We start from the raw sequence: 21,418 nt of genomic DNA on the forward strand, positions 1-21,418 counted from the left end.
CGTCACCGGCGGCTCGGGGAAGGTCCGAGCCGCCGGTGACGTCCGCTCCGCTGTGTCCCTTCAGGCGCGGCGTGGTGTGACCAGACCGCTGGAGCACCACGTGCGCAGGAACGCCGCCGTCGCCTCCAGTTGCCTGAGTCCCTGTGCGGAGGAGTCCTCGTAGATCCGCATGTCGACCTCGACCCCCGAGTGCGCCGCGCGGGTCGCGAGGGACAGGGTGTCGTCCAGGAGCATCTCCGTGCCCGCCGCGTGGAGTTGGATCGGCGGCAGCCCGTGGAGGTTGCCGTGCAGCGGGCTGAGCAGCGGGTGGGTGCGCGGTGTCGGGCCCGCGTACGCGGCCGCCCGGACGGAGAGGGCCTCGGCGTCCACCGTTCGGTCGGCGGCCGCGTTGAGCAGCAGACTGGACGCGTCCAGCGTGAAGTCCAGCACCGGCGACGAGAGCACCGCACAGGACGGCGGGTCCGCCCCCTCGTCGCGCAGCCGCAGCAGCAGACCCGCGGCGAGGGCACCGCCCAGCCGCTTGCCGGCCACGGCCGCGGGCCCCCGGTCGCGGCAGTGCTCCCAGGCGGCGTACACGTCCTCCAGGGCCTCCGGGAAGCGGAGCCGGTAGCGGGCGCACACGACCGCGTACCCGGTGATCCGGGCCAGTTCGCGGGCCGTGGGCAGGGCGTCCCGCGGGGTGCCCGCGAGCCGCGGATCGCCGTGCAGATAGAGCACCGTCTGCCCCACGGCCGCGCCCTCGGGCCGTACCTCCGGCCCGAACGGCCCTTCCTCGACGTGGATCTCACCTGCCACGGGACATCACCTTCTCCGCCGCCTGCCAGTGTTCGTCCGCCACCCAGAGCCGGGCGAAGGCCGCCGCGGCCTCGTGCGGCGGCCGGGCCCGGGTGGTGAGGTTCTTGATCTCGCGGGCCTGCGCGGTGGCGAGCGACCTCGCCACCTCCCGCCATCCGTCGGCGAAGCCGGCGCGGGGCAGCACCAGGTCCACCAGCCCCAGCCGTTCGGCCTCCGCCGCGTCCAGCAGGCGCCCGGTGCCCGCCAGCAGCAGTGCCCGGCCGGGCCCCACCAAGCGGGCGAGGCGCTCGGCGCCGCCCCACGCGGGCACGATGGCGAGCTTCGTCTGGTTGAAGCCGATCCGGATGTCGTCGGCGGCGACACGGATGTCGGCGGCGACCGCGACCTCCGCGCCGCCGCCGAAGGCGTGCCCGTTGAGGGCGGCCACCACCGGGCCCGGGAAGGCGGCGATCCGGTCGCACAACGCCCGCATCCGCAGGGCCATCCCGGCCGCCTCGTCCTCGGTGCGCAGCCGCGCCAGCTCCTTGAGGTCACCGCCGGACACGAACGCCTTGTCGCCCGCGCCGGTCACCACCAGCGCCCGCGCCCCCTCGGCCGCGTCCAGGGCCTTGTCCAGTTCGCCCATGGTGGCCGGGTCGATGGCGTTGCGGGCGTGCGGGCGGTCGATGGTGACGACGGCCAGGCCGTCCTCGATGTCCAGATCAACCATGGGTGGCCTTCCGGTCGAACGGGCGGGGTGCCGATGGTGCGGGTGGCGTCGGTTCGGCGGGCGTCAGTCCTCGTAGACGACGGTCACCTCGGCGGTCGTGGGCTCGGCCTGGCAGGTGAGTACGTAGCCCTCGGCGATCTCGTCGGGTTCCAGGGCGTTGTTCACCCGCATCTTGGCCTCGCCCTCGGTCAGCCGGGCCATGCAGGTGGCGCAGTCCCCGGACTCGCAGGAGAAGGGCGGGGTGAAGCCGGCCCGGCGCGCGCTCTGCAGCAGGGTCTCGCCCGCGCGTTGCGGCACGGTACGGCGCTGGCCGCGCAGGCCGACGGTGACGGTGCCCGGGACCGGCTCGGCGGGCGTCTCGGCGGGCGGGGCCGGCGTGAACCGCTCGATGAAGATCCGCCCGGCGGGCGTCCCGGCGGCGAGCAGTGTGCTTTCCACCAGGGCCATGAACGGCTCCGGCCCGCAGATGTAGTGGTCCGCGTCCTCTTCGGCGAGGGCCCGTATCTCGTCGGCGCCGACCAGTCCGTGCCGGTCGTCGAGGTGATCGTGCAGGCGGAGCCGGCCGGAATGGCGTACGGCGAGGGCGTCGAGCGCCTCGCGGAAGATGGCCGAGCGCTCGCTCTGATGGGCCGTCAACAGTCCTACCGCGCGGGGTGTTGTGGCGAGTGCGCTCTTGACCAGGGAGAACACCGGTGTGATACCGCTCCCGCCGGCGTATCCGACCAGCGGCCGGTCCGTCGCGTCGTCGCGCAGGCAGAAGGAGCCGCCGGGCCGGGTGGCCTCAAGGGTGTCGCCCGGGCGCAGCTGCGTGTGCATCCAGCCGGAGACCAGCCCGCCCGGCACCCGTTTCACCGTCACGCACAGCTCGCCGTCGGTGTCGGGCGAGGACGACATCGAGTAACTCCGCAGCGTCCCGCACACCTTGAAGGTGAGGAACTGTCCGGCTCGGTAGGGGAACGACGCGTCGAGGGCGAAGGTGCGCGTGTCCGGCGTCTCGTCGACGATCCGGGTGATCCGCACCGGATGGAAACCATGGTCCCGTGCCATGTATGGAACTTACCTTCTCGCTATGGGAGAGTGCAATTCTCCTACAGGTGCAATGGTGACTGCGGTGAGGAGATCCCCTGTCATGTCGACGACTTCTCTCGGTGCCCTGCGGCCGCTGCCGCCCGAACTGCCGGCCCGCTACGAGGCCGAGGGCTGGTGGACCCGCGAGACCCTCGGTGAGCTGCTGACCGCCGGACTGGCCACGGCGCGGGACACGGAGTTCCGCGTGCACTCCGAGGTACGGCCGTGGGCGGGGACCTTCGCCGACGTCGAACGGACGGCGCGGCGGCTCGCCGCCGGGCTGCGGGCGCGTGGGATCGGCCCCGGCGATGTCGTCGCCATGCAGCTGCCCAACTGGATGGAGGCCGCGGCCGTGTTCTGGGCCGCCGCCTTCCTGGGCGCGGTGGTCGTGCCGGTCGTCCACTTCTACGGCCCCAAGGAGGTCGGCTACATCCTCGGCGCGACCCGCCCCAAGGCGTTCTTCGCGGCGGAGCGCTTCGGCCGGTCCGCGTTCCGGCCGGAGCTGTGCGCCGACGTGCCCGTCGTCGGCGTCGTGGGCCGCGACTTCGACACCCTGCTCGCCGACGAACCCCTGGCCGGCGTCCTGCCCGTCGATCCGGACGCCCCGGCGCTCATCGCCTTCACCTCGGGCACCACCCGGGACCCCAAGGGCGTGATCCACAGCCACCGGACCCTGGGCTACGAGACCCGGCAGCTCGCCGCGAGCTATCCGCCCGACCGTGGACGGCAGTTCACCGTGGCGCCGGTCGGACACTTCATCGGCATGATCAACGCCTTCCTCATCCCCGTCCTCGACGGCACCCCGGTCAACCTCGGCGACACCTGGAACCCCGCCCAGGCCCTCGCCCTGATGCGGGCCGAGGGGCTCACGGTCGGCGGGGGAGCGACGTACTACATGACGAGCCTCCTCGACCATCCCGACTGCACACCCGAGCACATCGCGCACCTCAGGTACGCCGGTCTGGGCGGCGCCTCCGTGGCCTCCGCCGTCACGACCCGGCTGGAGTCCCTCGGCATCGGAGTCTTCCGCGCCTACGGCTCCACCGAGCACCCGTCCGTGACCTGCACCCCCTACGACGGTCCCGCCGCCAAGCGGCTGCACACCGACGGACTTCCGCTGCCCGGCGTCGAGCTGAGGCTGGCCGAGGACGGCGAGATCCTCACCCGCGGCCCCGACCTCTGCCTCGGCTACACCGATCCGGAGCTGACCGCCGCCGCCTTCGACGCGGACGGCTGGTACCGCACCGGCGACATCGGCGTGCTCGACGCCGACGGATACCTGACCATCACCGACCGCAAGGCCGACGTCATCATCCGCGGCGGCGAGAACATCGGCGCCCTGGAGGTCGAGGAGGTCCTGCTCGGGATGCCCGGCGTCGCCGAGGCCGCCGTGGTCGCCGTCCCTGACCCGCGGCTCGGGGAGCGGGCCGCGGCCGTGCTGCGGATGCGTCCCGGCTGGTCCGCGCCGGTCCTGGCCGAGCTGCGGGTGCACTTCCAGCGGTCCGGGCTGGCCCGGCAGAAGTGGCCCGAGGAGATCCGTACGGTCGACGACTTCCCCCGTACGCCGAGCGGAAAGGTGAAGAAGTTCGAGCTCCGCCGCAACATTGCCACTACCGCACAGTGAGAATACGATTCTCAAGATTGGTGAAGGAGGATCTCATGCCCTCTCGCGCACTCGCGTATCCGCTCTTCGACGCGGACAACCACCTCTACGAGACGCAGGAAGCGCTCACGAAGTACCTGCCCAAGGAGTACGACGGGGCCATCGAGTACGTGACCGTCCGGGGCCGCACGAAGATCGCCATCCGCGGGCAGATCAGCGAGTACATCCCCAACCCCACCTTCGAGGTGGTCGCCCGGCCGGGCGCCATGGAGGAGTACTTCAAGGTCGGCAACCCGACCGGCAAGACCCGGCGGGAGATATTCGGCGAGCCGATGCACTCGGTGCCGGCCTTCCGTGAACCGGCCCCGCGCCTGGAGCTCATGGACGACCTGGGCATCCAGCGCAGCCTGATGTTCCCCACGCTCGCGAGCCTCATCGAGGAGCGTATGAAGGACGACCCGGAGCTGATCCACGCGGTCATCCACGCCCTCAACCAGTGGCTGCACGACACCTGGTCCTTCACCTACAAGGACCGCATCTTCACCGTGCCCGTCATCACCCTCCCGATCGTCGAGAAGGCGATCGAGGAGCTGAACTGGGTGGTGGAGCGCGGTGCCCGCGCCATCCTGGTCCGGCCTGCGCCCGTGCCCGGGTTCGGGGCCACGCGCTCGTTCGCCCTGCCGGAGTTCGACCCGTTCTGGAAGCGGGTCGTCGAGACCGGTGTGCTGGTCGCCTTCCACTCCTCCGACAGCGGCTACGCCCGCTACGCGAACGACTGGGAGGGCAACACCCGCGAGTTCCTGCCCTTCAAGCCCAACGCGTTCCGCCAGGTCACCGAGTGGCGGCCGATCGAGGACGCGGTCTCGTCCCTGATCTGCCACGGTGCGCTCTCCCGCTTCCCGGAGCTGAAGGTCGCCGTGATCGAGAACGGCGCCTCCTGGGTGGAACCGCTGCTCGGCCGGCTCGCGGACGTGCACAAGAAGATGCCCCACGAGTTCCGCGAGGACCCGGTCGAGGTCTTCAGGCGGAACATCCACATCAGCCCGTTCTGGGAGGAGGACATGGCGCACCTCGGCGACCTCATCGGCATCGAACGCGTCCTGTTCGGCTCCGACTACCCGCACCCGGAGGGCCTGGCCGACCCGGTCACCTACGTCGACCACCTGGCCAAGCTGACCGAGGCCGACAAGGCCAGGGTGATGGGCGGCAACCTCGCCCGGCTGATCGACGCATGACCGCGACGATGCCGTGGCGCAGCATCCCCGAACTGGTGCTGAGCGCCGCCGACCGGTTCGGGGACGCGGAGGCCGTGGTCGACGGGGAACTCCGGCTCACCTTCACCGACTTCGCCGACCGGGTCAGGCGCACCGCGGGGGCGTTCGACGCCGCGGGCGTCGGGCCCGGCGACCGGGTCGCGGTGTGGGCGCCGAACTCGGCCGAGTGGGCCGTCGCCGCGTTCGGCGCGCTCACCGCGGGAGCCGTACTGGTCCCGGTGAACACCCGGTTCCGGGACGAGGAGGCCCACGACATCGTCGTCCGCAGCGGCGCCAGGATGCTCTGCGTCCAGAACGGCTTCCTGGACCGGGAGTTCACCGGGCCGCCCGGTGTCCCCGTCGTCGACCTGCGGGCGGACGGGTTCCTCGGCTCCGGGAAGCCGCTGGAGCGCGAGGTCGACGAGGACGACCTCGCCGACATCATCTTCACCTCCGGCACGACCGGCCGCCCCAAAGGCGTGATGACCACCCACGGCCAGACCCTGCGCCTGTACGCGGAGTGGTGCGACCTCGCCCGACTCCGCCAGGGCGACCGCTACCTGATCGTCAACCCGTTCTTCCACATCTTCGGCTACAAGGCGGGACTGGTCGCCGCCATGATCCGGGGCGCCACCGTCCTCCCGGTCGCCGTCTTCGACCTGGACCGCGTCCTCGACCTGGTCGAGCGCGAGCGGGTCACCGTCCTGCCGGGCCCGCCGACGCTGTACCACTCCCTGCTCCAGGCGGGCGCCGGACACGACCTGTCCTCGCTCAGGGTCGCGGTGACCGGCTCCGCCGACATCCCCGTCGAACTGGTCCGCCGTATCACCACCGAACTGCCCTTCACCCATCTCATGACCGGCTACGGCCTCACCGAGGCCGGCACCGTCACCGCCTCCCGGCCCGGCGACCCGTACGAGGCCGTCGCCACCACCGTCGGCAAGCCCTGCGAGGGCTTCGAGGTGCGCCTCGCCGAGGACGAGGAGGTCCTCGTGCGCGGCTACTCCGTCATGCTCGGCTACCTCGACGACCCCGAGGCCACCGCCGAGACCGTCGACCCCGACGGCTGGCTGCACACCGGCGACCTGGGGGAGATCGACGGCGACGGACGGCTGAGGATCGTCGGCCGCAAGAAGGACATGTTCATCGTCGGCGGCTTCAACGCCTACCCGGCCGAGATCGAGGGCTTCCTGCTGCGGCACCCGGCCGTCGCCCAGGCCGCCGTCATCGGGGTGCCCGACGCCCGCATGGGCCAGGTCGGCAAGGCCTTCGTGGTGCCCCGCGGCGCGGTGACGGAGGCCGAGCTGATCGCCTGGGCGAAGGAGCGGATGGCCGGCTTCAAGGTGCCCCGGCAGGTCGAGTTCCGCACGGAGCTGCCGCTGAACGCCACCGGCAAGGTGATGAAGGACCAGCTGTCATGACCGACGACCCCCGCACCGCGTCCGGCATCCCCCTCAGGCCGGTCTACGGCCCCGCCGACCCGCACACCGCACCCCCCGACCCCGGCGTCTTCCCCTTCACCCGCGGCAACTACCCCACCGGCTACCGGGGCCGGACCTGGACCCTGCGCCAGTACTCCGGCTTCGGCACCGCCGAGGAGTCCAACCGCCGCTACCGCTACCTCCTCGACCAGGGCGGCACCGGCCTCTCGGTCGCCCTCGACCTGCCCACCCAGTGCGGCTACGACTCCGACGACCCGGAGTACTCGGACGAGGTCGGCCGGGTGGGAGTCGCCCTCGACACCCTCGCCGACGCCGAGATCCTCTTCGACACGATCCCCCTGGACCGGATCAGCACCAGTTTCACCATCAACGGCACGGCGGCCGTCCTGCTCGCCTTCTACGTCGCCGCCGCCGAGAAACGCGGCATCCCGCGCGCCAAGCTGACCGGCACCATCCAGAACGACATCCTCAAGGAGTACGCCTCGCGCGGCACCTGGATCTGGCCGCCCGTGCCCTCGCTCAGGCTCATCGCCGACACCATCGAGTTCTGCGCCGCCGAGGTGCCCCGCTTCAACGCGATCTCGGTCGCGGGCGCCCACTTCCGGGACGCGGGCGCCAACGCCGTCCAGGAGATGGCGTTCACGCTCGCGGACGGGGTGACGTACTGCGAAACGGTCCTGGAACGCGGGCGGATGACCATCGACGAGTTCGCCCCGCAGATCTCCTTCTTCTTCTACACGCACGGCGATTTCTTCGAGGAGATCGCCAAGTACCGGGCAGGGCGGCGGCGTTGGGCGACCATCGTGCGTGAGCGGTTCGGGGCGCGGACCGACAAGGCGTGCATGTTCCGCTTCGGCTGCGTGGCCGGCGGGGCCTCGCTGTACGCGCCGCAGGCCCGCAACAACACCGTGCGCGTCGCCTACGAGGCCCTCGCCTCCGTGCTCGGCGGCGTGCAGTCCATGTTCACCGCCGCCTGGGACGAGCCCTTCGCACTGCCCAGTGAGGAGTCGGCGACCCTCGCCCTGCGCACCCAGCAGATCCTCGCCCATGAGACGGGGGTGGCCCGCGTGGCCGACCCGCTGGGCGGGTCGTACTTCGTGGAGGCGCTCACCGACGCCACCGAGGAGCGGATCGCCGGGATCATGGCCGATCTGGAGGCGCACGGCGGAATGGTCCGCTGCATCGAGGACGGCTACCTTCAGGGGCTCATCGCCGACGAGGCCTGGCGGCTGCACCAGGAGGTCGACTCCGGGGCGCGGCCGGTCGTCGGCGTCAACCGCTTCACCGCCGAGGAGCCCCCGCCCGACCTGGCCACCTACGAACTCGACGCCGAGGGCCGGGAACGCCAGCTCAAGCGGCTCGCCCAGGTCAAGGCCGAGCGCAGCGCCGCCGGGGTACGGGCCCGCCTCACCGAACTGAAACGCGCCGCCGAAGGAGACACCAACCTCATGGCCCCCCTGATCGCCTGCGCCAACGCCTACTGCACGGTCGGCGAGACCGCCGGAGCCCTGCGCGAGGTGTGGGGCGAGTTCCGGCAGCCGGTGGTGTTCTGATGGCCGCGCCGGTGCGGGTCCTCGTCGCCAAGCCCGGGCTCGACGGCCACGACCGCGGGGCCAAGCTGGTGGCGCGCGGACTGCGCGACGCCGGCTTCGAAGTGGTGTTCACGGGCATCCGGTGGCGGGTCGCGGACATCGTCGCCACCGCCGTCCAGGAGGACGTGGCCGTGGTCGGTCTGTCGATCCTCTCCGGCGCCCATCTGGCGCTGACCAGCCGTACCGTGCGCGGACTGCGGGAGGCCGGGGCGCACGACGTGTCCGTCGTGGTCGGCGGCACGATCCCGGCCGCCGACGTGGCGCTGCTGCGGGAGGCCGGCGCGGCCGCCGTGTTCCCCACCGGCACCCCACTGCACGCCATCGTCGCGGACATCCGCGCCCTGACCGCCCGGGAGGGCTGACATGCGAGTCGGAGTGATGAGCGGCCCCGAGCGGGGCGACGCGGCGCACAAGGCGGCGCGCATGGCCGACGACGCCCGCTGGGCGGAGGAGGCCGGGTTCGACACCGTGTGGGTACCGCAGGTGCCCACCGACTTCGACGCCCTGACCGCCATCGCCCTGATGGGGCAGGCCACTTCGCGCATCGAACTGGGCACGGCGGTCGTCCCGGTGCACGCCCAGCACCCGGTGGCCCTGGCCCGGCAGGCGATCTCGGCCCAGGCGGCCGCCGGAGGGCGGCTCGCCCTGGGGGTGGGCGCCTCCCACCACTGGATCGTCCGCGACATGCTCGGCGTCCCGTACGAGAAGCCGGCCGCGTACACCCGCGCCTACCTGGAGGTCCTCAACGCGGCGCTGAGCGGCGCGAGTTCCGTGGACGTGGAGAACGACGTCTTCCGCGTGCACAACCCGCTCACCCTCGCCCCGGTCGCCCCGCTGCCGGTCCTGGTCGCCGCCCTCGGCCCCGTGATGCTGCGCATCGCGGGGGAGCACACCGACGGCACCGTCCTGTGGATGGCGGACGAGCGGTCCGTGGCCGAGCACGTCGTGCCGACGATCACCAAGGCGGCCGAGGCGGCGGGCCGTCCGGCCCCGCGCGTCGTCGCGGGCATCCCGGTCTGCCTGTGCGCCCCGCACGAGGTGGACGCGGCCCGCGAACGCGCCAACCGGATCCTCGGCGAGGCCGAGGTCTCGCCCAACTACCAACGGCTCCTGGAGTACGGCGACGCACGCGACGTCGGCGACCTGTGCGCGGCCGGCGACGAGGCGGCCATCGCGGCCCGCTTCCGGCGCTTCGCCGACGCGGGCGTGACCGACCTGTCCGTCCGGCTGCTGCCCATCGGCAGCGGGCGGGACGAACTGGTCGCCTCCAAGCTCCGCACCCGGGACACGGTCGCGGCCCTCGCCGCGGACTTCCGGTGACCGGGGGGCCGGGCCCGCTGGCGGCGCTGCGCGTCCTGGAAGTCGGCCACATCCTCGCCGGCCCCTACGCCACGATGCTGCTCGCCGACCTCGGGGCGCAGGTCACCAAGGTGGAGCCGCCCGGCGGGGACCTGTCCCGGCAGGTGTCCGACGCCTACTTCGCCAGTCTCAACCGGGGCAAGCGCTCGATCCGCTTGGACCTGACCACGCCGGCCGGACAGGAACGGCTGCACGACCTCGTCCGCGAGTCGGAAGCACTGCTCGTCAACCTCAAGCCGTCCGCCATCCGCCGCTTCGGCCTCACCTACGAGGACCTGAAGCCCTACAACGAACGCCTGGTGTGCGTCGCCCTCACCGGCTGGGGCATGGACGCCGGCGACGAACCCGCCTTCGACTACGTCGTCCAGGCCGCCACCGGCATCGCCGCCCTCACCGGCGACCCGGACGGCCCGCCCCTGCTGCCCGGCTACTCCTCGGCCGACAACTCCGCCGGACTCGCCGCGGCGCTCGGCCTGCTGGCGCAGGTGGTCTCCGGGCGGGGCGGGCAGATCGAGGTCTGTCTGCGGGACGTGATGCTCTCCCAGCTCAACTACCACGCCTCGGTCTGGCTCAACGACGGCGTCGCCCCCCGCCGCCTGGGCGGAGCGCACTCCTACTACGTCCCCGCCCAGCTCTTCCCGACCGCCGACGGCCATCTGGCCCTGTTCGTCACCCACGACGGCTTCTGGCGCTCCTTCGCCGCCGAGGCCGGTATCGAGGGCTTCCCGACGATGGCCGAACGCGCGGCGCGCCGCGAGGAGGTGATCGCGGCGGTGACCAAGGCGCTGGCCGCCGACACGGCCGTCGGCTGGGAGGCCCGCCTGCGCCCGCTCCGGGTCCCGGCCGCGGCCGTCCGCACCCTTCCCGAGGCGCTGGCCCAGGCTCCGGACGCGGTGGTGGACGCCGGCGGCCTCCGGCTGGTCGGCAGCCCGTTCCGGGTCACCGGCTACGAGCCGTCGTACGGGCCGCCGCCGCGCCTGGGCGAACACGGCACCGCCGACACCCCCTAGACCGTCACGGCATTCCGCCGTCCACCCGCAGGGTCGCCCCGCTGGTGTACGAGGACGCGTCCGACATCAGGTAGAGCGCGGCGCCCACGACCTCGCGCGGGTCACCGATGCGCTGCAGCGCGTGCGCGCGGACCCCCTCGGCCAGCTGCTCCGGGTCCTCCTGCCAGCCGCGGGTGGCCCAGGTGGCGAACGGGCCGCACATCAGCGTGTTGACCCGCACCGCCGGGCCGAGCGCCTGCGCCAGCCCCACGCTCACCGCGTTGAGCCCCGCCTTGGCGGCCGCGTACGGCACGATCGCCGGACGCGGCCGGACCGAGCCGGTCGAGCTCACGTTGACGATGGTGCCGCCCCCGGCCTCGGCCATCCGGGTCCCGGCCAGCACGGACAGCCGGAACGGTCCCTTGAGGTTGAGGCCCAGCACCGCGTCGAACATCTTCTCCGTGACCCCGGCCAGGTCGTCGTAGACGGGCGACATCCCGGCGTTGTTGACCAGCGCGTCGAGCCGGCCGAAGCGCGCGTACACGGCGTCGACCAGGCCGGGCAGTTCGTCCCAGCGGCCCACGTGGACGGCGTACGGGAGCGCCGCGCGCCCGGTCTCCTTCTCGATCTCGGCGCTCACGGCGGCGCACGCGTCGTACTTCCGGCTGGCGACGACGACGTCCGCGCCGCAGCGGGCCGCCGCGAACGCCATGGCCCGCCCCAGCCCGCGACTGCCGCCGGTGACGAGGACCACCCGGCCGGAGAGGTCGAACAGCTCGTCCGCGTAGCCCATGCCCGCCTCCTGGAGCGTTCTCGATGGTGAGAGTACCGTTCTCCATTGTGCAGAATAGCATTCGGGATCGTGATGCCCAGGCGTTGCTGGACGCCGGGCTGGCTCTGATGGTGTCGGGTGACGGGCGCCGGCCCCGCGTGGCCGACATCGTGGCCGCCGCGGGTCTCTCGAACGACGCCTTCTACCGCTCCTTCGCGAGCAAGGACGCCCTGGTCGAGGCCATCGTCGAGCGCGGTGCGCGCACCCTCGTCGCCTATGTCCGGCACCGGATGGCGCGGGCGGCCGGGCGCGGCCCGGAGGCCCGGTTGCGGGCGGGGCTCGAAGCGGTCGTACGGCAGGCCTCCGACGCGGCCCTGGCCCGGCAGACCCGGGCCGTCCTGGCCAACGCCACTGGTCAGGCGCCCAAGGCCGCGCATGTCACCGTCGCGTTGGTGGACGCCCTGGCCGCGCTGTTCGCCCAGCCCGCCGCCGAGTTGGGCTCCGGCGACCCGATGCGCTCCGCCCGGACCGCGGCCGGTGCGGTCGTCGCGGCCCTGCAGTACTGGCTGTTCACCGAGGAGGTGCCGGGGCGAGCCGAGACGGAGCATCTGGTCGGCTTCCTGCTCGCGGGGGTGCGTGCCCCGGATCCCCGCAGAGGGTGAGTTCCGTTGCTGGACGCGAGAATGGCGTTCTGTTAATTTCAGAACGGCATTCTGAGGGAAGGTGGATGCGTCATGTGGGACTTCAGTACCGACGCCGCGTTCCAGGAGAGGCTCGACTGGGCCGCGGGGTTCGTCCGTGAGGAGATCGAGCCGCTCGACGTGCTGTTCCCGGGCAACGCCGAGCCGTACGACCGCGACAGCGAGGTCTTCCGGGAAGTGGTCCGTCCGTTGCAGCGGCAGGTGCGGGAACAGGGGCTGTGGGCCGCCCACCTGCCGCCCTCGCTCGGCGGCATGGGCATGGGGCAGGTGAACCTCGGGCTGCTCAACGAGATCCTGGGCCGGTCCAGTTGGGCGCCGATGGTGTTCGGCACCCAGGCCCCCGACTCCGGCAACGCGGAGATCCTCGCCCACTACGCCACCGAGGAACAGCGCAAGGAGTACCTGGAGCCGCTGCTCGACGGGCGGATCGTCTCCACCTTCGCGATGACCGAGCCGACCGGCGGCGCGGACCCGGGCGGCTTCACCTGCCGTGCCGTCCGCGACGGCGAGGAGTGGGTGATCAACGGCGAGAAGTGGTTCGCCTCCAACTACCCCCACGCGGCCTTCGTCATCGCCATGGTGGTCACCGACCCCGACGTGCCCGTGCACAAGGGCGCCTCCATGATCCTGGTCCCGGCCGGCACACCCGGCATGGAGATGGTGCGCGGCACGGGTATGGCCGGCGAGCCGCTCGGCGAGGGCGTCCACGCCTATCTGCGGTTCACCGACTGCCGGGTGCCGGCCGCGAACCTGCTCGGCGAGCCCGGCTCCGGGTTCCTGATCGCGCAGACCCGCCTCGGCGGCGGCCGGCTGCACCACGCGATGCGGTCGGTCGGCCAGTGCCGGCGCGCCCTGGAGATGATGACCGAGCGCATCGCCTCCCGGCGCACCCGCGGCGGCCCGCTCTCCGGCCAGCAGGCCGTGCGCCACCAACTGGCCGACACCTGGGTGCAGATCGAGCAGTTCCGCCTCCAGGTCCTGCATGCCGCCTGGCAGACGGACCGGGCGGCCGAGACCGGCGACCCGGCCGACGCCCGCCGGGCCAGGCTGCACGTCTCCGGCGTCAAGGTCGCCACCCCCAGGGTCCTCGTGGACGTCGCCTACCGGGCCCTCCATCTGCACGGCGCGCTCGGCGTCTCCAACGAGCTGCCCCTGGCCAAGATGTGGCTCTCCGGCCCCACCCTCGGTGTCGCCGACGGCCCCACCGAGGCCCACCAGGACGTCATAGCCCGGCTGTTGCTGAAGGACGCGACCCCGGCCGAGGACCCTCTCTTCGGCTCCTCGCACCTTCCCACCCGACTGGCCGCGGCCCGCGCGAAATACGCGGACCGCCTGAAGGAGACGGCGGTGACCCGGTGAGCACGCGCGAGGCGCACGGCGCCGACGACACCAAGCCCGACCTCGACCGCCTCAACGCCTGGCCCGGCCTCGCCGAACTCCCCGGCGACGGCCCCGTCACCGCCCTCGAACCCCTCACCGGCGGTGCGCAGAACCTTCTGTTCACCCTCCACAGGGCCGACGGCACCGAACTCGTCCTGCGCCGCCCCGGACGCCACCTCCGGGCCGGTGCCTCCGACGCCTTCCGCCGCGAGGGCCGCGTCCTGGGCGCCCTCGCCGCCACCGACGTACCGCACCCGCACCTGCACGCCAGCGTCCAGGACGAGTCGGTGCTCGGCGCGCCCTTCTCCGTCCTGGAGAAGATCGACGGCTTCATGCCCCGGGGGCAGCTCCCCGGCCGGTACGCCGAGGACCCGGAGTGGCGGCGCGCGGTCGCCTTCGCCTTCGTCGACGGCGCCGCACGGCTGGCCGCGGTGGACCCCGGTGCGCACGACCTGTCCGACCTCGGCCGTCCGGAGGGCTGGCTGGAGCGGCAGACCCCCAAGTACCTGAAGATGCTGCACGGATACCGGGCCGACCCCGCCTACGTGGAGAGCGAGAGCCCGCACGTCGACACGGTCGCCGACTGGCTGGTCGCGCACGCCCCGAAACAGGGGGCGACCGGGATCGTCCACGGCGACCTGCAGTTCGCCAACGTCATGTTCGCGCACGACGCGCCGCGCCTCGCCGCGATCGTCGACTGGGAGATGGCCTCCCTGGGCGACCCCCTCCTCGACCTGGCCTGGATCCTGACGGCCTGGCGGGAGCCGGGCGACCCGCCCGGCAGCGACCCCCAGCTCCAGCCGTGGGACGGGATGCCCTCCCGGGCCGAGCTCGTCGCGTACTACGGCGAGCGGACCGGCCGGGACGTGTCCGCGTTCCGGTGGTACCAGGTGCTGGCGTGCTTCCGGCTGGCGGCGCTGCTGGAGGGCAGCCATTCGCGTGCGCTGGCGGGGAAGTTGAACCGGAAGATGGGGGATGCGTTTCACGCTTATGCGGGGTGGTTGTGGGAGAAGGCTCTGCAGGAGATGGGGGGTGACTGATGTCGGTCCTCCGCGGCGCCGTCGTGGCTGGTCGCGCCCCACGGCGGAGCCGCTGACCGATGCAGCCCCGCGCCCCTTTGGGGCGCGCTGGTGTGCACGTCACTTGGGCGGGAACCGCAACGCCCCGTCCAGGCGGACCACTTCGCCGTTGAGGTAGCCGTTCTCGCACAGGTGCTGGACGAGGGCGGCGAACTCCTCCGGGTGGCCCATCCGGCGCGGGTGGGGCACCTGCGGTCCCCAGTACGCCTCCAGTTGGTCGGCGGCCTTGCCGTACGCGGGGGTGAGGACCGTGCCGGGCGCGATCGACACCACCCGGATGCCGAGCGGCGACAGATCGCGGGCGGCCACCAGGGTCATCGCGCTCACCCCGCCCTTCGCGGCGGCGTACGGCAGCTGGCCGATCTGGCCCTCGTACGCCGCGATCGAGGACGTCGTCACGATCACCCCGCGCCCGCCGTCCGCCCCGGCGGGCGCGGTGCGGGCGATGCCCGCGGCGGCGAGGCGGAGCACGTTGAACACTCCGGTCAGATAGACGTCGACCGTGGTGCGGAACCCGGCGAGATCCAGTGGCGCTCCGTCCTTGCCGACGAGTCGGCCGCCGTGTGCCGGCCCGCCGTGGCAGTCCACCGCGGTACGGAACTCGCCCTCGCCTTCGGCCACTTCGACCGCCGAAGCCACCGACTCCTCGTCGGTGGCGTCCGTGCGCACGTACCGCACCCCCAGCTCCTCCTCAAGCGCCTTGCCCTTGTCGTCCGCCAGGTCGGCGACCACGACCCGCACGCCCGTCGCGTGCAGCCGCCGTACCGTCGCCTCGCCCAGCCCGCCCGCGCCGCCGACCACCAGGGCCGAGGAACCCTCGATGAGCATTGCCGTTCCCTTCTCTTGCTAGTGGGCCTCTGAGTGTATGAGAATGCCATTCTCATGAACATAGCCGTGATTCTGGAAATGGCCGCCTCCGCGGGGGACCGGCCGGCCGTCACCGTGGGCGGCCGTTCGCTCTCCGCCGCCGAACTCCAGCGCCTCGCGCGTCATGCGGCCGACCGCTTCCGTGACCGCCCCGCGGTCCTGTACCTCGGCGTGAACCACCTCGCCTACCCCGTCGCCCTGTTCGGCGCCGCCCTGGCCGGCGTGCCCTTCATCCCCCTCAACTACCGCCTGGGGGAGGAGCAGTTGGCCGCCCTGCTGGAACGGCACCCGGGCGCCGCCGTCCTCCGCCCGGAGGACCTCGACGCCCTCCTCGCCCTCACCGGTGAAGCCGAGTGGCGGCCGACGCCCGACGACCGGGACGCCACCGCCGTCACCCTCTACACCAGCGGCACCACCTCCGCCCCCAAGGCGGCACTGCTGCGCCACCGCCATCTGCTCGCCTATGTCTTCAACACCCAGGACTTCGGCTCGGCCGAGGCCGAGGACGCGACCCTGGTGGCGCTTCCGCCGTACCACGTGGCCGGGCTGATGAACCTGCTGACGAACCTCTACGCGGGCCGCCGGATCGTCTACCTGGCCTCCTTCGAGGCGGCCGACTGGCTGGCCACGGTCCGCCGCGAGCGCGTCACCCACGCCATGCTGGTGCCGACCATGCTCGCCCGCATCACCGCCGAACTCGGCGAGGACCAGGCCGGGACACCCACCCTGCGCAGCCTCGCCTACGGCGGCGCACGCACCCCGCGCCCGGTGGTGGAGCGGGCGCTGCGGCAGTTCCCGGGGACCGGTTTCGTCAACGCCTACGGCCTCACGGAGACCGCGTCCTCCATCTGCGTCCTCGGCCCCGACGACCACTGGCAGGCGCTGGTGTCGGAGGACCCGGCCGTGCGGGCCCGGCTCGGTTCCGTCGGCCGTCCGCTGCCCGGGATCGAGGTCGAGATCCGGGACGAGGACGGCAAGGCGCTCGACCCGGGGGAGACCGGGCTCGTCTTCGTGCGCGGTGAGCAGATCTCCGGAGAGTACGCCGGCGCCCGGGCACTGGACGGGCACGGCTGGTTCGCCACCCGCGACCGGGGCCGGCTCGACGACGAGGGCTATCTGTTCGTCGAGGGGCGCGCCGACGACACGATCATCCGCGGTGGCGAGAACATCGCTCCCGCCGAGATCGAGGACGTGCTCCTCCAGTACCCGGGGGTGCGGGAGGCCGCCGTGCTCGGTGTCGCCGATCCGGAGTGGGGGCAGCGGCTGGTCGCCGTCCTGGTGGGTTCCGGTGATCCCGACGACATCAGGGCCTTCGCCCGCCGCCATCTGCGCTCCTCGAAGACGCCCGATGCCGTCGTCTTCCGCCCGGAGCTGCCCCGCACCCCCACCGGCAAGCTGCTGCGCCGCACACTCGTCGCCGAACTGGAGGAGACAGCCGATGCCTGAGGCCGTGATCGTCACCGCCCTGCGCACGCCGATCGGAACCGCGTTCAAGGGCACCCTGCGCAGCACCACCGCCTACGACCTGGCCGACCGCATCGTCTCGACGGTCGCGGAGGGGCTGGACCCCGCCCTCCTCGACGACGTGATGCTCGCCGAGTCCCACTACGGCGGCGGGGTCGTCGCCCGGCACGCGGCCCTCACCGCCGGACTGCCCCGCGTCCCCGGCCTCGCCCTGAACCGGCACTGCGCCGCCGGACTCGCCGCCGTACAGACCGCGGCGGCCTCGATCAGGGCCGGCATGGACCGCCTCGTCATCGCCGGCGGCGTCAACTCCTCGTCCACCGCACCCAAGTTGACCTTCCAGGACACCGAGCGCTGGGTGCCCCCCACGCACCCCGACCGCCCGGACGCGCCCAACCTCGACATGTCGATCACGGTGGGCTGGAACACGGCCGTACAGGAGGGCATCGGGCGGGAGGAGATGGACGCGTGGGCGCTGCGCTCGCACCGCAACGCCGTACGCGCCCAGGACGAGGGCCGCTTCAAGGCCGAGATCGTGCCCGTCGAGACGCCGTACGGCCCCTTCGAGGCCGACGAACACCCGCGCCGGAACACCAGCGCGGAGCGCCTGGCCGGGCTCAAGCCGCTGCACCCGGAGATCGAGGGCTTCTCGATCACCGCGGGGAACGCCTGCGGCGCCAACGACGCGGCGGCCGCCGTCGCGGTCGCCGACGAGCGGCTCGGGCTGCCCGTACTGGCCCGGGTGCGCTCCTGGGCCTCGGTGGCCCTGGACCCGGCCGAGACCGGACTGACCCCCGTGCACGCCATCCCCAAGGCGCTGGAGCGGGCCGGTATGTCGGTGCCCGACGTCGACCTCTTCGAGATCAACGAGGCTTTCGCCGTCGTACCGGTCGCCGTGAACCGGCGCCTCGGCCTCGACCCGGACACGGTGAACGTCAACGGCAGCGGCTGCTCGCTCGGCCACCCCGTGGCCGCCACCGGGGCACGCATGATCGTCACCCTCGTCCACGAACTGCGCCGCCGCGGCGGGGGAGTGGGCGTGGCCGCCATGTGCGCGGGCGGCGGCATGGGCTCCGCCCTGGTCCTGGAGGTGCCCGCGCCCTGACCCCGCCAGGGGCCTACCCGCCGAACCGCAGCAGCGCCTCCTGCGCGAAGGAGGCGAGGAGCATGCCGTCCTGGTCGAGGACGTCGCCGCGTCCGAAGCACCGCCCGTGTGCGGCCAGCGGGCTGTGCTGGCGCAGCAGCAGCCATCGCCCGGTGGTGAACGGGCGGTGGAACCAGACGGTGTGCGCGGTCACGGCCGAGGCGAACGCCCGGCCCGCGTCCGCCTGGGTGACGCCCTCCAGGGGGCGCAGCGCGGTGCCGATCAGGGTCAGGTCGGTGGCGTAGACGAGCAGCGCGGGTCCGAGCTCCGGCGCCACCTCGGGGATACGCGTCCACAACTCGTAGGCGGCCGGCTCGGACTTCGCGGTGTCGAGGTCGGTGGCCGCCCGCGACTCCCAGGGCAGCAGCCCGAGTTCGACGCTCCGCTCCGGGCCGGGCAGCGCCGCCGCCGGCTCCGCCGTCTGCCGGTCCGGGCCCTCCTCCCAGGCGTGCAGGCTCGCGCTCGCCACCGCGACGACCCCGTGCTCCTGGCGGGCGGTGAGCCTGACGGTCGCGAAGGTACGGCCCTGCTGCGGCACGTCGGTCTCGTAGCGCACCGGCTCCCCGGTACGGCCCTCCCGCAGGAACTGCGTGTGCAGCGACTTCAGGGCCTTGCCGGGGGCGGCCAGACAGGCGCCGCGCGCGAACTGGGCGAGGAACTGGCCGCCGAACAACCGCCGGTACTCCAGTTGCTGCGAGCGGCCTTCGTAGGTGGCGGTGCCCTGCGGGGTGAGGTCGAGGCAGCCGAGGAGGTCTTGCCAGAGGTCCGTGGTCACGTGCTTCCTCACAGGTCGACGAGGCGGCGCGTCCGCCGTTCGAGCAGCAGCAACGCGCCTGCCTCACGGGTCAGTTCACGGGTGGAGCCGAGCAGCCCGTCGAGCACGAGAGCCCGTTTGACGTGCCGGTGCAGGGCGTGCTCCGCGGTGAAGCCGATGCCGCCGAGGGCCTGTTGGCAGTGGCGCGCGGCGGTGAGCGCGGCCCGCCCCGCCGCGGCCTTGGCGAGCAGCGAACCCGTGTCGTCCGTGGCCGCGGCGAGGGCCGCCTCGGCTCCCTCCAACGCCACGAAGGTCTCGGCGAGCCGGTGCCGCAGGGCCTGGAATGAGGCCAGTGGCCGTCCGAACTGCTGCCGGTCCAGGACGTGTTCACGCGCCAGAGCGAGCATCGCGCGGCCGGTGCCGAGCAGCCACCAGCCCAGCGCCCGCCGCCCGGCGGCCAGCGGAACGGCCTCGCCCGGGCCCACCCGGCGCAGCGGCAGACCCGGATCGAGCGCACTCGCCGCGGAGGATCCGTCCCGCGCCCACTCGACCCACGTCCCTCCCGCGTACGGCAGCGGCAGTGTCCCTCCGACGGGCCGCCCGGCCGCCCGCAGGACCACGTCGTTGAGGACGGCGGCCTGCGCCCCCGTCTCCCCGAGCAACCGGAAGACCGACGGGACGGCGGTGTCCGGCTCCTCGGCGAGCATCTGCGTCCAGCCCAGGTCGGCGAGCGCGGCGTCGAGCCCGGCGCCGGGCGCGGTCGTCGTCATGGTCTTGCGCAGTGCCTCTTCCAGAAGTTCGCGTTCGGCGGTGTCCACTGCGGGTCACTCCCTTCCGAGGCCGAGCAGGCGCCGGGCGACGATGTTGCGCTGGATCTCCGCGGTGCCGCCGTAGATGGTGGCGGCCCGCGCGTACAGATAGCCGGTGCGCCACCCGGCCTCCTCGGCCAGTTCGACCGCACCCGGCAGGAGTTCGCGCGCGGTGTCGAACAGCCGTTGCTCGGCGGTGGCCAGGAGGATCTTGTCCACCGACGTCTCCGGGCCGAGCCGTCCGCCCTCCGCCAGCGCCCGCTGGGTCGCGGCCGACCGGCAGCGCACGGTGTGCAGATCGAGCCAGACCGCGCCGAGGGCGTCGGCGTCCGGCTCGCAGCCGTCGGCCAGAAGGCGGTCCAGGGTGCCGTACAGATGGGCGGTGCGGTGCCAGAAGCAGGTGGACCGCTCGTGCGGCAGCAGGTCCATCGCCAGCCGCCAGCCGTCGCCGGGACCGCCCAGCATGCGGTGCGCCGGGACGCGCACGTCGTCGAGGAAGACCTCGGCGAACTCGTCGACGCCGTGCATGGTGCGCAGCGGCCGTACGGTGATGCCGGGGCTGTCCATGTCGACGAGGAAGGCGCTGATGCCGGCGTGGCCCGGTCCGCCGGTGCGGGCCAGCAGGACGCAGCGGGCCGCGTACTGGGCGAGGCTCGTCCACACCTTCTGGCCGGACACCACCCAGACGTCCCCGTCGGGCACGGCACGTGTGGCCAGCGAGGCCAGGTCACTGCCCGAGCCCGGCTCCGAGAAGCCCTGGCACCACTGCTCGCGGCCCGACAGCAGCCGCGGCACCATCTCGGCGGCCAGCGCGGGCGGCGCGTAGTCGACGATGGTGGGCACCAGCACCTCGACCATCGACCAGATGCCGGGCTCCGCCAGCGCCCGCGAGGCGACCTCCTCGCCGAGCACCGCGCGCAGGGTGCCGGTCCCGCCGAGCCCGCCCACCGCACGCGGCCAGCCGTGGCGCATCCAGTCCGCGTCCCACAACGCCGCACGCACCCGGGCCAGTTGGGCGACCTGGGCATCGAGGGAGTCGTCCGGCGGGGGTGTCAGGTCGTGCGTGTCCAGCCAGGCCCGCAGGCCCCGCCGGAACTCCTCGGTCCTCATGACCGCGTGCGGTCGAAGGCGTGCGGACGGCCCGAGTCGTGCGCACCGCTGCGGCGGATGAAGGTCATGGCCCGGGTGCGCAACCGCCAGCCGTCCGGGGTGCGGGCGTAGGTGTCGTTGTAGTAGCCGATGCGCATCCGGTGTTCGGAGTGCTCGACGAAGCACAGCGGCTGGGTGCCGGTGGCGGTGTCGCCGGCCAGCTCGACCTCCGGTGTGCCGACCAGGAAGAGGCCCTTGGGAGCGGCGGCGATCAGCGCCGGGAACTCGTCCAGCGGATAGGTGTCGCCGAACGCGCTGTAGCTGCCGTCCGGGGTGAAGACGCCGAGTACCCGGTCCACGTCCCCACGGGTCATGGCGACCGCGTACCGGGCGAGGAGCTGCTGGATCTCGATCAGGTCGTCGGTGGCACTCAAGGGGCCTCCAGGTGACAGGGGGAGAACATGGGCGAGAACGTGATTCTCGTAATCGAGTATCACGCTTCCATGCGGGCCCGTCGCCGTCAACGTGGACGGCACGTGAAGGAACCTC

At 72.8% G+C, this 21,418-nt stretch carries 21 protein-coding genes; 12 read left to right on the forward strand and 9 right to left on the reverse strand.

The features are described 5' to 3' along the window. Nucleotides 1-60: 60 nt before the first annotated feature. From AB0D85_RS17010 to AB0D85_RS17020, 3 genes are all read right to left on the reverse strand, one after another. Nucleotides 61-795: an alpha/beta hydrolase fold domain-containing protein gene (locus AB0D85_RS17010; protein ID WP_362320237.1), complete on the reverse strand. Its 735-nt coding sequence runs from the start codon at nucleotides 793-795 to the stop codon at nucleotides 61-63. Continuing rightward, on the reverse strand, nucleotides 785-1,504 hold the full coding sequence (locus tag AB0D85_RS17015; protein ID WP_362320240.1) for an enoyl-CoA hydratase/isomerase family protein: 720 nt from the start codon (nucleotides 1,502-1,504) through the stop codon (nucleotides 785-787). The genes AB0D85_RS17010 and AB0D85_RS17015 overlap by 11 nt, the downstream gene beginning before the upstream one ends. A gap of 63 nt (nucleotides 1,505-1,567) precedes the next feature. Beyond that, nucleotides 1,568-2,551, reverse strand: a complete 984-nt coding sequence (locus AB0D85_RS17020; protein WP_362320243.1) for a ferredoxin--NADP reductase — start codon at nucleotides 2,549-2,551, stop codon at nucleotides 1,568-1,570. 82 nt (nucleotides 2,552-2,633) lie between these two features. On the opposite strand from AB0D85_RS17020, the gene AB0D85_RS17025 reads away from it, so the two are divergent. The 7 genes from AB0D85_RS17025 to AB0D85_RS17055 are packed head-to-tail and all read left to right on the forward strand — an operon-like array spanning nucleotide 2,634 to nucleotide 10,831. Continuing rightward, nucleotides 2,634-4,196: an AMP-binding protein gene (locus tag AB0D85_RS17025; RefSeq protein ID WP_362320246.1), complete on the forward strand. Its 1,563-nt coding sequence runs from the start codon at nucleotides 2,634-2,636 to the stop codon at nucleotides 4,194-4,196. 35 nt (nucleotides 4,197-4,231) lie between these two features. Further along, the gene (locus AB0D85_RS17030; RefSeq protein WP_362320249.1) at nucleotides 4,232-5,410 is read left to right on the forward strand and encodes an amidohydrolase family protein; all 1,179 of its coding nucleotides are present in this window, start codon (nucleotides 4,232-4,234) and stop codon (nucleotides 5,408-5,410) included. Beyond that, the gene (locus tag AB0D85_RS17035) at nucleotides 5,407-6,849 is read left to right on the forward strand and encodes a FadD3 family acyl-CoA ligase (protein WP_362320252.1); all 1,443 of its coding nucleotides are present in this window, start codon (nucleotides 5,407-5,409) and stop codon (nucleotides 6,847-6,849) included. Before AB0D85_RS17030 ends, AB0D85_RS17035 begins: the two co-directional genes overlap by 4 nt. Then, on the forward strand, nucleotides 6,846-8,423 hold the full coding sequence (locus AB0D85_RS17040; RefSeq protein WP_362320255.1) for a methylmalonyl-CoA mutase family protein: 1,578 nt from the start codon (nucleotides 6,846-6,848) through the stop codon (nucleotides 8,421-8,423). The genes AB0D85_RS17035 and AB0D85_RS17040 overlap by 4 nt, the downstream gene beginning before the upstream one ends. Then, nucleotides 8,423-8,824, forward strand: coding sequence for a cobalamin-dependent protein (locus AB0D85_RS17045; RefSeq protein WP_362320258.1), 402 nt, complete (start codon nucleotides 8,423-8,425; stop codon nucleotides 8,822-8,824). Before AB0D85_RS17040 ends, AB0D85_RS17045 begins: the two co-directional genes overlap by 1 nt. A 1-nt stretch (nucleotide 8,825) precedes the next feature. Next, on the forward strand, nucleotides 8,826-9,782 hold the full coding sequence (locus tag AB0D85_RS17050; protein ID WP_362320261.1) for a TIGR03564 family F420-dependent LLM class oxidoreductase: 957 nt from the start codon (nucleotides 8,826-8,828) through the stop codon (nucleotides 9,780-9,782). Next, nucleotides 9,779-10,831, forward strand: a complete 1,053-nt coding sequence (locus AB0D85_RS17055) for a CoA transferase (RefSeq protein WP_362320263.1) — start codon at nucleotides 9,779-9,781, stop codon at nucleotides 10,829-10,831. Before AB0D85_RS17050 ends, AB0D85_RS17055 begins: the two co-directional genes overlap by 4 nt. 4 nt (nucleotides 10,832-10,835) lie before the next feature. Here the strand turns inward: AB0D85_RS17055 and AB0D85_RS17060 are convergent, their stop codons facing one another. Then, entirely contained in the window at nucleotides 10,836-11,603 is a 768-nt protein-coding gene (locus AB0D85_RS17060) for a glucose 1-dehydrogenase (RefSeq protein ID WP_362320266.1), read from the reverse strand. A gap of 47 nt (nucleotides 11,604-11,650) precedes the next feature. Here AB0D85_RS17060 and AB0D85_RS17065 point away from each other — a divergent pair, with 47 nt between their 5' ends. The 3 genes from AB0D85_RS17065 (at nucleotide 11,651) to AB0D85_RS17075 (ending at nucleotide 14,703) form a co-directional block, all read left to right on the forward strand. Continuing rightward, nucleotides 11,651-12,244 carry a TetR/AcrR family transcriptional regulator gene (locus AB0D85_RS17065; protein WP_362320268.1) on the forward strand — a complete coding sequence of 198 codons (594 nt, stop codon included), beginning with the start codon at nucleotides 11,651-11,653 and terminating at the stop codon, nucleotides 12,242-12,244. Nucleotides 12,245-12,316: 72 nt separating this feature from the next. Continuing rightward, the gene (locus tag AB0D85_RS17070) at nucleotides 12,317-13,642 is read left to right on the forward strand and encodes an acyl-CoA dehydrogenase family protein (RefSeq protein ID WP_362320271.1); all 1,326 of its coding nucleotides are present in this window, start codon (nucleotides 12,317-12,319) and stop codon (nucleotides 13,640-13,642) included. Then, nucleotides 13,639-14,703, forward strand: coding sequence for a phosphotransferase family protein (locus tag AB0D85_RS17075; protein ID WP_362320274.1), 1,065 nt, complete (start codon nucleotides 13,639-13,641; stop codon nucleotides 14,701-14,703). The genes AB0D85_RS17070 and AB0D85_RS17075 overlap by 4 nt, the downstream gene beginning before the upstream one ends. Before the next feature lie 99 nt (nucleotides 14,704-14,802). Here the strand turns inward: AB0D85_RS17075 and AB0D85_RS17080 are convergent, their stop codons facing one another. Then, nucleotides 14,803-15,570 carry an SDR family oxidoreductase gene (locus AB0D85_RS17080; protein ID WP_362320277.1) on the reverse strand — a complete coding sequence of 256 codons (768 nt, stop codon included), beginning with the start codon at nucleotides 15,568-15,570 and terminating at the stop codon, nucleotides 14,803-14,805. Nucleotides 15,571-15,624: 54 nt separating this feature from the next. On the opposite strand from AB0D85_RS17080, the gene AB0D85_RS17085 reads away from it, so the two are divergent. Together AB0D85_RS17085 and AB0D85_RS17090 are read left to right on the forward strand one after the other, a co-directional pair. Continuing rightward, nucleotides 15,625-17,055, forward strand: a complete 1,431-nt coding sequence (locus AB0D85_RS17085) for an AMP-binding protein (RefSeq protein WP_362320279.1) — start codon at nucleotides 15,625-15,627, stop codon at nucleotides 17,053-17,055. Further along, entirely contained in the window at nucleotides 17,048-18,178 is a 1,131-nt protein-coding gene (locus AB0D85_RS17090; RefSeq protein ID WP_362320282.1) for a thiolase family protein, read from the forward strand. The genes AB0D85_RS17085 and AB0D85_RS17090 overlap by 8 nt, the downstream gene beginning before the upstream one ends. A gap of 13 nt (nucleotides 18,179-18,191) precedes the next feature. Here the strand turns inward: AB0D85_RS17090 and AB0D85_RS17095 are convergent, their stop codons facing one another. The 4 genes from AB0D85_RS17095 to AB0D85_RS17110 are packed head-to-tail and all read right to left on the reverse strand — an operon-like array spanning nucleotide 18,192 to nucleotide 21,303. Next, nucleotides 18,192-18,992, reverse strand: coding sequence for an acyl-CoA thioesterase domain-containing protein (locus AB0D85_RS17095; protein ID WP_362320286.1), 801 nt, complete (start codon nucleotides 18,990-18,992; stop codon nucleotides 18,192-18,194). Nucleotides 18,993-19,000: 8 nt separating this feature from the next. Beyond that, on the reverse strand, nucleotides 19,001-19,789 hold the full coding sequence (locus AB0D85_RS17100; RefSeq protein ID WP_362320289.1) for an acyl-CoA dehydrogenase family protein: 789 nt from the start codon (nucleotides 19,787-19,789) through the stop codon (nucleotides 19,001-19,003). Between the two features lie 6 nt (nucleotides 19,790-19,795). After that, a complete protein-coding gene (locus AB0D85_RS17105) occupies nucleotides 19,796-20,890 on the reverse strand; it encodes an acyl-CoA dehydrogenase family protein (RefSeq protein ID WP_362320292.1) in 1,095 nt (364 codons plus the stop codon). Further along, nucleotides 20,887-21,303: a nuclear transport factor 2 family protein gene (locus AB0D85_RS17110; RefSeq protein WP_362320294.1), complete on the reverse strand. Its 417-nt coding sequence runs from the start codon at nucleotides 21,301-21,303 to the stop codon at nucleotides 20,887-20,889. The genes AB0D85_RS17105 and AB0D85_RS17110 overlap by 4 nt, the downstream gene beginning before the upstream one ends. Nucleotides 21,304-21,418 lie beyond the last annotated feature (115 nt).

This window comes from Streptomyces sp. NPDC048277 (assembly GCF_040652235.1).
Taxonomy (GTDB): Bacteria; Actinomycetota; Actinomycetes; order Streptomycetales; family Streptomycetaceae; genus Streptomyces.

Excerpts from the sequence above, each read along its gene's own strand:
- AB0D85_RS17015 (WP_362320240.1), bottom strand. The coding sequence starts at position 1,504 with ATGGTTGATCTGGACATCGAGGACGGCCTGGCCGTCGTCACCATCGAC.
- AB0D85_RS17020 (WP_362320243.1), bottom strand. The coding sequence starts at position 2,551 with ATGGCACGGGACCATGGTTTCCATCCGGTGCGGATCACCCGGATCGTC.
- AB0D85_RS17025 (WP_362320246.1), top strand. The coding sequence starts at position 2,634 with ATGTCGACGACTTCTCTCGGTGCCCTGCGGCCGCTGCCGCCCGAACTG.
- AB0D85_RS17030 (WP_362320249.1), top strand. The coding sequence starts at position 4,232 with ATGCCCTCTCGCGCACTCGCGTATCCGCTCTTCGACGCGGACAACCAC.
- AB0D85_RS17035 (WP_362320252.1), top strand. The coding sequence starts at position 5,407 with ATGACCGCGACGATGCCGTGGCGCAGCATCCCCGAACTGGTGCTGAGC.
- AB0D85_RS17040 (WP_362320255.1), top strand. The coding sequence starts at position 6,846 with ATGACCGACGACCCCCGCACCGCGTCCGGCATCCCCCTCAGGCCGGTC.
- AB0D85_RS17045 (WP_362320258.1), top strand. The coding sequence starts at position 8,423 with ATGGCCGCGCCGGTGCGGGTCCTCGTCGCCAAGCCCGGGCTCGACGGC.
- AB0D85_RS17050 (WP_362320261.1), top strand. The coding sequence starts at position 8,826 with ATGCGAGTCGGAGTGATGAGCGGCCCCGAGCGGGGCGACGCGGCGCAC.
- AB0D85_RS17060 (WP_362320266.1), bottom strand. The coding sequence starts at position 11,603 with ATGGGCTACGCGGACGAGCTGTTCGACCTCTCCGGCCGGGTGGTCCTC.
- AB0D85_RS17070 (WP_362320271.1), top strand. The coding sequence starts at position 12,317 with ATGTGGGACTTCAGTACCGACGCCGCGTTCCAGGAGAGGCTCGACTGG.
- AB0D85_RS17080 (WP_362320277.1), bottom strand. The coding sequence starts at position 15,570 with ATGCTCATCGAGGGTTCCTCGGCCCTGGTGGTCGGCGGCGCGGGCGGG.
- AB0D85_RS17085 (WP_362320279.1), top strand. The coding sequence starts at position 15,625 with ATGAACATAGCCGTGATTCTGGAAATGGCCGCCTCCGCGGGGGACCGG.
- AB0D85_RS17090 (WP_362320282.1), top strand. The coding sequence starts at position 17,048 with ATGCCTGAGGCCGTGATCGTCACCGCCCTGCGCACGCCGATCGGAACC.
- AB0D85_RS17105 (WP_362320292.1), bottom strand. The coding sequence starts at position 20,890 with ATGAGGACCGAGGAGTTCCGGCGGGGCCTGCGGGCCTGGCTGGACACG.